The organism is Marinobacter sp. (assembly GCF_041686475.1).
Taxonomy (GTDB): Bacteria; Pseudomonadota; Gammaproteobacteria; order Pseudomonadales; family Oleiphilaceae; genus Marinobacter.
This window is the reverse complement of sequence record NZ_JAWLDU010000048.1, coordinates 11615-22698: the sequence shown is the minus strand read 5'-3', so window position 1 is coordinate 22698 and position 11084 is coordinate 11615. Positions and strand designations below refer to the sequence as shown.

The following is an 11084-nucleotide window of genomic DNA, read 5'->3' as shown; positions in this document are numbered from 1 at the left end:
TGGCCCATCATTCCCTGGCCCTGCCCCATCATGCCACCACGCATCATGCCCATGTGCTCCTGCATGGACTCCATGTGTTTCTGCCGGATCTGCTGACGCTCGGAATCTGACTCTGCGTTGCGCATCTCCTGCATCATTCCCTGCATGCGCGACATGTTTTCATTCATCTGCTGCATCTGTTCCTGGTCCATCATGCCACCACGGGGCATTTGCTCGGAATTGCCCTGTGCAAAAGCCAGAGCGGGCGCAGCCACGAAAACAGAACACGCAATCAATTTGCTTAATATGTTCATGAGATCCTCCTTATTATCTGCATCAATCTGCATCTTCTTCAGTAAAGACCATGAAACTGAATCGGGGCTGAAAAAACCCGAAACCACAGAAGAGATTGAGTCATCCTTGACTTGAGTCATCCGGGGCCTGTCAGAACATCAACCGGGCACCAACCACAGCAAACCAGTCCTCGGTGCTGCCACCAGAATCCCTGGCCAGGTCAGCCGTATCACTGTATTTACGCTCGTGAACCACGCCGATGTAAGGAGAAAATGCCCGGTCCATCAGATCATAGCTCAGGCGCAGTCCGACTTCGGTGGAGTTAAGACCTTTGCCGACACCGATCTCCCGGTCTTCAGAAAACGCCAGCAGACTTTCGAACGTTGCCGACACAATCCAGTAATTGGTGATCAGTAGCTCGTACTCGGCTTCGAAGTCCACGGATGCGTCGCCTTCGTCACTGACGTAAAAGTTGGTATCAATCTCGAACCAGTAGGGGGCCAGGCCCGTAAGCCCCAGAACACCATAGACCCGATCCGGCCCTTCCGGGGTATCCACGCGGATACCGGCCTTGGCGTCCCAGAAGTCATCCACCGGGGTCTGGGCAACGAATTGATTCTCCAGGGTTTCCCAGGCGTTATGGGCTTCTTCCCATTCGCCTTCGAACAACCAGCGGAATTTCAGCTCATCGGTACCGTAAAAGGCATCGCCTTCGATTACTGCCAGCTCGTCGTCGGAATCGCTGTAGCGATACTCCAGTTTTTCCGCAGACACGCCCCAGAATGTCTTTGCGGTCTGGGTTTTCTTCGCCGGATCCTCCTGGGCGATGGCCGGCGCGGCCAATGCGGTCGCTGTCAGCGCCAGCCCGAAAAGCGACAGGTTTGATCGACTCATGACTCACCTCCCTGCCCGCGGTTCTGCTCGCCTCCGGCCACGGCGTCATCCGGTCCGCCTTCCACAACGATCTTGCGGAACATGCCCGCCGCCGCGTGATAGGAAAGGTGACAATGGAACGCCCACTCACCCGGCGCATCCACTTCCGTCTCCATATAAACGGTAGTGGCCGGTGCCACACTGATCACGTGCTTCAGGGGGTTCCACTTGCCCTCGCCTACATCAAGGATTGACCACATGCCGTGCAGGTGCATGGGATGGGTCATCATGGTTTCGTTGACGAATTTGAAGCGAACCCGCTCACCATATTGCAGCACGATGGGGTCGGCATCCTCGTATTTGATGCCATTGATGCTCCACTCGTATCGCTCCATGTTGCCGGTCAGCCGGAGTTCAATTTCTCGGGTGGGTTCCCGGTCTTCATACAAGGGTTTCTGGGCTTTCAGGTCCGAGTAGGACAGGAACTTCCCGCCATTGCTGGCACTGGGCACCAGCCCGCTGCCCCTGGCATAAAACGGATCTTCCGGAAGGGATGCATCATCGCCGTGGTCCATGCTGCCATGGCCCATGGCGCTATGGTCCATCTCGTCGTTCCCGCCCATGTCACTGTGATCCATGCCGGCCATGTCATCACCGTTCATGTCGCCGTGATCCATACCACCATGATCCATATGCCCGGCCATATCCGCCATGGTGAGCAATGGCGCCTCACGCAGCTCAGGCACCTCCGCCGTCATGCCTTCTTCCGGCGCCAGGGTTCCGCGGGCAAAGCCGGAGCGGCCCATGGATTCGGCAAAGATGGTATAGGCTTCCTCATCCTTGATGTGAACAATCACATCGTAGGTTTCCGCCACGCCGATGCGGAATTCATCCACATTGACCGGTTGCACGTTATTACCGTCGGCCTGAACCACGGTCATTTCCAGCCCGGGGATGCGAACGTCAAAGTAACTCATGGCGGACGAATTGATAAAACGCAGACGAATTCGCTCACCGGGCTCGAAAAGTCCGGTCCAGTTCTGCTCCGGCCCCTTGCCGTTAATCAGCCCGGTGAAGCCCTGCACATCTTCGATATCCGCTTTCATCATGCGCATATCGCCCCACATCATCCGGTCTTTAAGGGTCGCCATAAAACCTTTGTCACCAGACTCGGCAAAGAAATCACCTACGGTCTGCTGCTGGCGGTTGTAGTAATCGGCGGACATTTTCAGGTTACGCATTATGCGGTCACCGGAATGTGGGTGCTTGTCAGTCAGCTGCACCACATATTCCCGGTCATAGCGGTAGGGCTCACGGCCCTCCGGCTCGATCACGATAGCGCCATAGGCACCATTGGGTTCCTGGAAGCCGGAATGGCTGTGGAACCAGTAAGTGCCTGCCTGTGTAATCGGGAACTGATAGGTGAAGGTCTCCCCCGGCTTGATGCCGGGAAAGCTGATGCCCGGCACGCCATCCTGCTCGAATGGCAGAATCAGGCCGTGCCAGTGAATGGATGTCATCTCATCAAGATTGTTGGTGACATTGATCGTGACGTCCTCCCCTTCCTTGAACCTTAGTATCGGCCCCGGGGATGCACCGTTATATCCGATGCCTTCCTTGACGAAGTCACCGGTATCGATCTGGACCCGGTCAACGGAAATGTCGTATTCAGCGGCGCTGGCCGCCATGGAGACCAGACCACCGAGGATGGCGGCCAAAATTCGCTTTTTCATGGATTAACCCTGCCTATTCAAAATCAATATCGCCGTACATGCCTGCCTGGTAGTGGCCCGGCACGTTACAGGCAAACTCAAGGTCGGTCGCTTCGGTGAATGTCCAGATAATCTCTTTGGTGTCACCCGGCTCCATCAGCACGCTGTTGGGGTCGTCATGCTTCATGGAGTGGCCGTCGCCCATGTCCATTTCCATCATCTCGTGATCGATGCGGTCACCCTTGATAACGCCGTGCTCCACCATCATCTGCATTTCTTCCTGGTGAGCCTCGTGCATCTCTGCTGTACCGATGTTGAATTCGTGCACCATGGCACCTTCGTTTTTGACACGGAAACGAATGGTTTCACCCGGTTTTACGGAGATGGACTCAGGTTCGTAGTAATTGTCCATCATGGTCACCTCGATGGTGCGGGACACGTTCTCAGCCTTGCCGGGTTCGCCCATGGCGTCACCACCGTGATGTCCTCCGTGTTCACCGGCGGCGAAGGTTCCTGCAGACAGCGCCATGGCGACGGCAGGTAGCAGTGCGTTCTTGACGATCGGATTCATCGCTTTCTCCTGGAAACAGGTTGGACATTGGATATTGAGTGATACTCTGCCCGAGCAACCTGAATCCTTGCTGAATTTCCAGGCGAATGTTTTTCAGGCTACATTCAGCAAACGGCTCTACAATTCGATCGACTCCGAAATGCAGGAACGTTCATGCGATTGCTTCTGGTGGAAGACGACACTCTCATTGCAGAAACGCTTAACCGGCAACTGTCCGCTGCCGGTTTTACTGTTGATGAGGCGGGCACCGCAAAACAGGCGGAGCATCTTGGCAAACAGGAAGACTACCGCGCCGTGGTGCTGGACCTGGGGTTGCCCGACGGCAATGGCCTTGATGTTCTGAAAAGCTGGCGGGCGGACAAACTGGCCATGCCGGTACTGGTCCTCACGGCCCGGGGTGACTGGCAGGACAAGGTCAACGGCCTCAAAGCCGGGGCCGATGATTACCTGGCCAAACCCTTCCAGACCGAAGAGCTGCTGGCCCGCCTGAACGCGCTGATTCGCCGCAGCGAGGGCCGGGTAGAGGCAAAGCTGACCGCCGGTGGTTTCGAGCTGGACGAACATCGCCAGTGCCTGCAAACACCCGACGGACTGGAACACTCGCTGACAGGCACCGAATTCCGTTTGCTGCGCTGCCTGATGAGCCGCCCGGGGCAGCTGTTCTCGAAAGAACAGTTGCTGGAGCAGCTTTACAACCTCAACGACAGCCCCAGCGACAACACCATAGAGGCCTACGTGCGCAGGCTACGCAAAATCACCGGAGCCGAAGCCATTACCACCCGGCGTGGCCAGGGGTACATATTCAATGCATTGGATTGACCCCCGGCGCTCCATCCGCAAAAGCCTGCTTACGCTGCTGCTCCCCGCTGCCATTGCATTGATGGTGGCAGCGTGGATTGTTCATGGCCTGTTACTGGAGCGCATGGCCAGGGGATTTGTTGAAGACCGTTTGCAGGATGAGGTGTCCTTTCTGGAGCACCAACTGCGGCAGTCCGGCCCTGAGGAAATCCGCGATATTGCCGAAGGTGATTATTTCGAGGAAGTCTTCCACCACGCGTTTGCCTTACGCACCGGCAATCAGGTTCACAGCTCTCCGGCCCAGTGGTCCGGCGTTCTCGAGCCTTTACTGCAGCAAACAGAGACCGGCTTTGTGCACCAGAACAATTCGGCATCCGACGCTTCCGTGGCCGATTTCCTGGCCTACCGCAAGGCTCTGGCCCTTAACGGTGAGTCAGTGGTGATTGTCGTGGCGGAAGACCTGAGCAAGCTGCAGAACAGCCAGCAGGAGTTGCACCTTTGGACAGGGATAGTGTCCGCTATCCTTCTGGCTCTTTTGATACTGGCAATATGGCTGGCCATCCGCCTGTCCCTGCGGTCCGTGAACCGGATCCAACAGGGCCTGACCTCCCTTCAGGCGGGAACCAGTGACCGGCTGGACGTGGACGCTCCGGCAGAATTCAGACCGCTGATCGGTCAGCTCAACCAGCTTCTGGACACCCTGGACCAGAGGCTTGTTCGCTCCCGGGATGCTTTGGCCAACCTCTCCCACAGCGTCAAGACACCGGTTTCTGCCATTCGTCAGGTCCTTGAGGATGACACTCGTGCCCTGGACCCGGGAATGCGCCAGCAACTCGCCCAGCGGCTGTCGGACATTGATCACCAGCTGGAAAGTGAAATGCGCCGCAGCCGGTTCGCGGGGCCCCAGGCTGGTAAAGCTGCAAAGCCTGTAAGCCAGGCCCGCGACCTGTTGTGGATGCTGGGCCGGCTTTATCCCGAAAAGAACTTCGAACTGGAAACGGAACTGCACCCGGAAACCCGCTGGCCGGTGGAAGAGCATGACCTGAATGAGATTCTGGGAAACCTGGTGGACAATGCCGGCAAGTGGGCTGGGAAAAGTGCCGAGCTTTCGCTGCATGAGTCTCCGGATCAGTTGATCATTACAGTGGAAGACGACGGGCCGGGCGTTAGTGCAGATGCACTTCAGACACTCGGCACCCGCGGCGTGCGCCTGGATGAACAGACTCCCGGGCACGGACTGGGGCTGGCCATCGCCAGGGAAATCACAGAGCGTTACAGTGGTCGTCTTGCATTCAGTATCGGAACACGGGGAGGGCTCAGGGCGAGCATCTCGGTGCCCAAAGAACGACACGGGTAAGCGACCATGAAAATCGGTGCAATCTCGAAAGCAACCGGCATTGCGGTGGAAACCATCCGCTACTACGAGAAAATCGGCCTGGTTCCGGAGCCCGAGCGGGCGGCCAGCGGCTATCGCCACTACCGACAGAGCCACCTCGACCGTTTGCTCTTCATCAGGCGTTGCCGCAATCTGGACATGGCACAGGATGAAATCCGCGAACTGATCCGACTGGCTGACCAACCGGATGCGGACTGCAGCGAGGTAGATGCCCTTCTGGCACGGCATCTGAGCCATGTCCGGGAACGCCTGCGTGAGCTGGCAAGCCTCGAAAACACACTCGAGCAACTCCAGCAAGCCTGCTCAGAGGGCCGCACAGTCAGCGAGTGCGGAATTCTCGGGGGACTGACTGCAGAGACTTCCGCAGATCAGCCTGCCGGCAATCACAACCATATTCCGGGCACCCATCACCACACTCCGGGAACGCGCTGAAACTACCGCTCGCGCCATCCGTTGACTCTGTAGTTGCTACAGGGTTTTTAATGATGACATCCAGAACCCAGGAGGTCGTCATGGCATGCAGCTGCTCCGCACCGGAACCCAACTCCCCAGCCCCGGGCTTTCGCAAAGCCTTGTGGATTGCCCTCTGGGTCAATCTGACCATGTTCCTCGTGGAGGGCTACGCAAGCCTCCAGTCCGGCTCTGTATCCCTGCTCGCGGACGCCATCGACTTCTTCGGCGACAGCGCCAACTACCTGCTGTCACTGTCCGTGCTTTCCATGGGCATGGTCTGGCGCGGGCGCGCAGCCATGGTGAAAGGCATAACCATGACGGTCTTCGGCTTCGCGGTGCTGGGCCGTGCATTCTGGGTCATGCAGAATGACATCACGCCGGAGCCGCTGACCATGGGCGCCGTCGGACTACTGGCCCTGGTGGCCAACATGGGCGTTGCCATCATGCTGTTCAGGTTCCGGGAAGGCGATTCCGACATGCGCTCGGTATGGTTGTGCAGCCGTAATGATGCGATCGGCAATATCGCTGTGATGGTGGCAGCACTGGGTGTATTCGGCACGGGCACTGCCTGGCCGGACCTCATCGTTGCCGCGATCATGGGGAGCCTCGCAATCACCGCCGGCACAAGTGTCATGCGACATGCCCGTAATGATATTGCCCGGGGGAAAATAGTAGCAGCGGCTTACGACAGCTGAATCCGGTCACCCTGCGCTTTATCGGAAGCCTCGTTCCATGCAACGCTTCTGATCGAGTGCTAAGGTTATTTCGTACCGTCGAGGGAATCACGCACCAATCACCAAAAGGAGATGTACATGAGTGCATCAAAGGATACATCGGCAAGCGGTAAGCAACCGTTTTTGTCCGACATCAAGAACATCCGCGAACGCGCCCGCGCAAACATGCGTGACGGTGCCATTACCGATGGCTACAGGGCCGATCGTGACACCGTCATCAAGATTCTCAACGAGGCACTCGCGACCGAGATCGTCTGTGTGCTGCGCTACAAGCATCACTATTACGCTGCTGACGGGCTGAATGCCGAAGCCGTCGCCCAGGAGTTCCTGGAGCACGCACAGCAGGAGCAGGAACACGCCGACCAGATAGCAGAGCGTATTGCCCAGTTGGGTGGCAAACCGAATTTTTCACCCGACAGCCTGTCAACCCGCAGCCATTCAGAATACGTTGAAGGCGACACGCTGAAGGAAATGATCGAAGAGGACCTGGTGGCGGAGCGAATTGCCATCGACAGCTATCGGGAAATCATCCAGTACCTGGGCGACGATGACCCGACCACACGTCGGATGCTGGAAGACATCCTTGCGGTAGAAGAAGAACACGCCGACGACATGGCCGGCCTGCTGCAGGATTACGACTGAGCACTGGCCTATTGCCCGAACACCCAGGCAATCATCACCGGGATAAACACCAGGGCAAACAAGGTGCTGAGCAAAGCCGTACCCGCTGCCTGTCGCGGGGCGGTATCCAGCAGCGTGGCAATCACCACGGTATTGGCCGCAATGGGTGTTATGGAGATCAGAAAGATCGCCTGGTAGACGGCAAGGTTGTAGATACCGAAGAAACTCGCATCCAGCCACCAGAATGCCAGGGCCATGATCGGCCAGGATACGAACTTGCCGAAGAATGCCAGGCCGGTAAAGCGAAGGTTGCCCGCGAGCCCGCGGAAACTGAGAATACCCATGCCTATGATCATCATACCGAGGATACTGTAGGCTCCCCTCAGGTTGTCGAACAGCGGGGTGAAGACTTCGGGAATGGAGAAGCCGGAAAGATTCAGCATAACTGCCAGGGCGAACGCATAGACTGATGGCAGGCGCGCCACCCTGACCAGGGCATCCCTGAGACTGTAACGCCCCCTGGCAGCCAGATAGAAGCCCACGGACGTCTCGAACAGCGTTGTACCCAGCATGCACACGATATAGAGCGCCAGCCCTTCCTGCCCGAACAGCAGCAACGCCACCGGTATGCCAAAGTATCCGGTATTGCCCGTTCCCACCGACAGCGGAATGATGCTGGCACTGCCGTCAGTGATCACCCTTTTGGCCACCGCCAGATGTAACAGGCCCAGAACCGAGCACATGGTGAAGGTCAGGAAAGGCAGCAGGATCACTTCCGGCGACAGGGGAGCTGCCATCACGCCGGAGAACACCACCGAGGGCGTTACAATATAAAGCATGATGCCGGCAATATGCTTGCCACTGGCCTGGAGATAGCGGCCGGCTATCCAGCCCAGTGCCACAGTGATATACAGGGGGAGCAATTTATACAACAGTGCTAAAGCTGCAGCCATGCCGGCTCCGGTAGGGGCGGTGGAAACGGGGAGTTTAACATCGCAGCCAGGATGCACCCATGAAAAATGAACCAGTTGCCACCACATCGTCACCTTGCCTGCTCGCAGAACGACACCGGGACATTATCCGGCATGAGCCTGCTCCTGAATCCCGGGCGTTGCTCAGCGGACTCAGTCATTGCTTTGGCATTCACCTCACCAATGACCATGACAACCCGGATCAACACTTTCTGACTGAGCTTACTGGCCTTTTCCAGAAGTGCCGGGTTGATCCGGAACCCCATCTGGAGCGCCATAATCGCCGGTGGAGCAATGTTGATCTTATTCAGTATGGGGTCCCGGATAACCAGCTCGCCTCTTGGCTTGGGGTGGTACCAGCGACCTTTTCCGGGCTGAAAAGGGCCGCCGGTACTCGCTGACCAGTGGGACTATCAGCCAAAAAGCTTCACTGCCAGTTCTGCTACATGCCGGCCCTGATAGCGGGCGATGTTCAGCTCTTTCTCGCTTGGCTGGCGAGAGCCATCGCCACCGGCAATGGTGGAAGCACCATAGGGGGTGCCACCGTTCATCTCCGACACATCAAAGAAGTCCGGAATTCCGTACCCGAGAGGCACGATAACCATGCCGTGGTGGGCCAGTGTGGTCCAGAATGAGCTGATGGTATGCTCCTGGCCGCCACCGGTGCCAGTCGAGGTAAATACGCTGGCCAGCTTGCCGTGGAGTTTACCCTCTGCCCAGAGACCGCCAGTCTGGTCCAGGAACGTTCGCATCTGGCCGGACATGTTGCCGAACCGGGTGGGTGTACCGAAGATCACCGCGTCGTAGTCCGCCAGCTCCTTGGGATCTGCTACCGGTGCGGCCTGGTCGGATTTGCCTCCGGCGCCCTGAAACGCCTGGTCAGACATGGTCTCCGGAACACGCTTGACAGTCACCTCGGCTCCGGAGACGCCCTTCGCGCCCTCTGCGACGGTGCTAGCCATCGTTTCGATGTGTCCATACATTGAATAATAAAGAACCAGTACCTTTGCCATGTGTAGAGCCTCCTGCCTGTTGCAGTTAATTGATGCGTCAAGCCTACCGTTTGGAAACATATCGAAAAACCGGAAGATTTCATCCGGCTTGTTCAGAATTTCTGATGATTCTCACGGAGGCGTCGCGCTTCTGTTATTGCGTACAGGTGTACGCTGAAGTACTGTGACGATATGGACGAACAGGAAAACACATCAATGAATGCCGACGGCTCTGCCACGGAATCCACCCACTACCGCATTGAAGAATGGCTGAACAGTGCCACCCACGGGCTGGGTGCCATCCTGAGTGTAATTGGCACAATTGCACTGGTGGTTGCCGCCAGCCAGCTGGGGGACGTGTGGAAGATTGTCAGCTTCAGCATTTTTGGCGGTTCGCTAATTCTGCTCTACCTTGCATCAGCGCTCTACCACGGCGCCCGTCATCCGCGGCTACGGGCACTTTTCAAAACCCTGGATCACTGCGCCATTTTCCTGCTCATTGCCGGCACCTACACACCTTTTCTGCTGGTCAACATGCGCGGCACCACCGGCTGGACGTTGTTCGCCATTATCTGGTCGCTGGCCGTCACTGGCGTAGTGCTCAAGATAATCTTCAAAAACCGTTTCAAGCTTGCCCGCGTGGGCATCTACATTGCCATGGGGTGGCTGATTACCTTTGCCTCATCCGACCTGGTGGCCAGCCTCAGCGAAACCTCGCTTTACCTGACCATAGCCGGCGGCGTGGTCTACACCGCCGGTGTCATTTTCTACCTGGCCGACCGCATTCCGTATATGCACGCGGTGTGGCACCTGTTTGTGATTGGAGGCAGTGCCCTGCACTTCAGCGCCGTTTACTACGGTGTGCTTCCCTACGCGGTCTGATCAGAAGGCCCACACCATCGCCATCAGTATGCCCCAGGCCAACAACGCCGGAAATGATTGGCTACCTCCACTGCGCCAGAAAGCAGGCTGGCTACTCCATAAGATATATAACCAGCGTAACCATCTGATTTGAATGAACAATAAATGGGCTCTCAGCGGCCTGATAACGACCGGCAAATCCACAACCAGCTGGCCACTCCTGTCCTTGATATTTATCACGATCACCCCGCACCTTCCGTTTGCAGAATGGCTCCCATAGCCCACACGCCACCCTTGCCGTGGCCTGGGGTCAGCAACCTAAAGGAGCAGTAATCATGGCTAGAACCAACGCCGACATCGAACACTGGGATGTCGAAAACGAGGAATTCTGGGAAAAGGAAGGCAAGCGCATCGCTTCCCGAAACCTTTGGATTTCCATCCCCAGCCTGCTGATGGGCTTCGCCATCTGGCTGATGTGGGGAATGATCACAACCCAGATGAAGAATCTGGGTTTTCCGTTCACAGTTGACCAACTGTTTACGCTGACGGCCATTGCCGGACTATCGGGTGCAACCCTGCGAATCCCGGCCTCCTTCATGATCAAGATTGCCGGTGGCCGCAATACGGTTTTCCTGACCACTGCCCTTTTGATGCTCCCGGCGCTCGGCACCGGCATCGCGCTGATGAACCCGGATACCCCGTTCATTGTCTTCCAGGCCCTGGCGCTGCTGTCCGGTATCGGTGGTGGCAATTTTGCCTGCTCCATGAGCAACATCAGCTCCTTCTATCCGAAAAGCAAGCAGGGTTACGGGCTGGGCATGAACGCCGG

General features: G+C 57.2%; 13 protein-coding genes and 1 pseudogene. 8 read left to right on the top strand and 6 right to left on the bottom strand.

Features of this window, described 5'->3' with window-relative positions:
• The 4 genes and pseudogenes from ACESMB_RS11455 to ACESMB_RS11440 all read right to left on the bottom strand — a co-directional run.
• Positions 1-293: pseudogene (locus ACESMB_RS11455) on the bottom strand (hypothetical protein); the annotation flags it as partial.
• Between the two features lie 130 nt (positions 294-423).
• The gene (locus ACESMB_RS11450) at positions 424-1167 is read right to left on the bottom strand and encodes a copper resistance protein B (RefSeq protein ID WP_372926778.1); all 744 of its coding nucleotides are present in this window, start codon (positions 1165-1167) and stop codon (positions 424-426) included.
• Positions 1164-2879 (bottom strand): copper resistance system multicopper oxidase, encoded by a 1716-nt coding sequence (locus ACESMB_RS11445; RefSeq protein ID WP_372926779.1) that lies wholly within the window; start codon positions 2877-2879, stop codon positions 1164-1166. The genes ACESMB_RS11450 and ACESMB_RS11445 overlap by 4 nt, the downstream gene beginning before the upstream one ends.
• A gap of 13 nt (positions 2880-2892) precedes the next feature.
• Positions 2893-3429, bottom strand: coding sequence for a cupredoxin domain-containing protein (locus ACESMB_RS11440; protein ID WP_372926780.1), 537 nt, complete (start codon positions 3427-3429; stop codon positions 2893-2895).
• Positions 3430-3582: 153 nt separating this feature from the next.
• On the opposite strand from ACESMB_RS11440, the gene ACESMB_RS11435 reads away from it, so the two are divergent.
• The 5 genes from ACESMB_RS11435 (at position 3583) to ACESMB_RS11415 (ending at position 7452) form a co-directional block, all read left to right on the top strand.
• Positions 3583-4248, top strand: a complete 666-nt coding sequence (locus ACESMB_RS11435; RefSeq protein WP_372926781.1) for a response regulator transcription factor — start codon at positions 3583-3585, stop codon at positions 4246-4248.
• Entirely contained in the window at positions 4235-5584 is a 1350-nt protein-coding gene (locus ACESMB_RS11430; RefSeq protein WP_372926782.1) for a sensor histidine kinase, read from the top strand. The genes ACESMB_RS11435 and ACESMB_RS11430 overlap by 14 nt, the downstream gene beginning before the upstream one ends.
• Before the next feature lie 6 nt (positions 5585-5590).
• Positions 5591-6055 carry a Cd(II)/Pb(II)-responsive transcriptional regulator gene (gene cadR, locus ACESMB_RS11425; RefSeq protein WP_372926783.1) on the top strand — a complete coding sequence of 155 codons (465 nt, stop codon included), beginning with the start codon at positions 5591-5593 and terminating at the stop codon, positions 6053-6055.
• Positions 6056-6135: 80 nt separating this feature from the next.
• Positions 6136-6771 (top strand): cation transporter, encoded by a 636-nt coding sequence (locus ACESMB_RS11420; protein WP_372971579.1) that lies wholly within the window; start codon positions 6136-6138, stop codon positions 6769-6771.
• A gap of 117 nt (positions 6772-6888) precedes the next feature.
• Positions 6889-7452, top strand: coding sequence for a bacterioferritin (locus ACESMB_RS11415; protein ID WP_372926785.1), 564 nt, complete (start codon positions 6889-6891; stop codon positions 7450-7452).
• Between the two features lie 8 nt (positions 7453-7460).
• Here ACESMB_RS11415 and ACESMB_RS11410 read toward each other — a convergent pair whose 3' ends face one another.
• Positions 7461-8384: an AEC family transporter gene (locus ACESMB_RS11410; RefSeq protein WP_372971578.1), complete on the bottom strand. Its 924-nt coding sequence runs from the start codon at positions 8382-8384 to the stop codon at positions 7461-7463.
• Positions 8385-8443: 59 nt separating this feature from the next.
• Here ACESMB_RS11410 and ACESMB_RS11405 point away from each other — a divergent pair, with 59 nt between their 5' ends.
• Positions 8444-8803, top strand: coding sequence for a hypothetical protein (locus tag ACESMB_RS11405; RefSeq protein ID WP_372926787.1), 360 nt, complete (start codon positions 8444-8446; stop codon positions 8801-8803).
• A 12-nt stretch (positions 8804-8815) separates the two neighbouring features.
• On the opposite strand, the gene wrbA is transcribed toward ACESMB_RS11405, so the two are convergent.
• A complete protein-coding gene (gene wrbA, locus ACESMB_RS11400; protein ID WP_372926788.1) occupies positions 8816-9415 on the bottom strand; it encodes an NAD(P)H:quinone oxidoreductase in 600 nt (199 codons plus the stop codon).
• Between the two features lie 171 nt (positions 9416-9586).
• Between wrbA and trhA the strand changes: the two genes are divergently transcribed.
• Complete coding sequence (trhA, locus tag ACESMB_RS11395; protein WP_372971577.1) at positions 9587-10276, top strand: PAQR family membrane homeostasis protein TrhA; 690 nt, start codon at positions 9587-9589, stop codon at positions 10274-10276.
• A gap of 314 nt (positions 10277-10590) precedes the next feature.
• A partial coding sequence (locus ACESMB_RS11390) for an MFS transporter (protein ID WP_372971576.1) occupies positions 10591-11084 on the top strand: 494 nt, incomplete at its 3' end.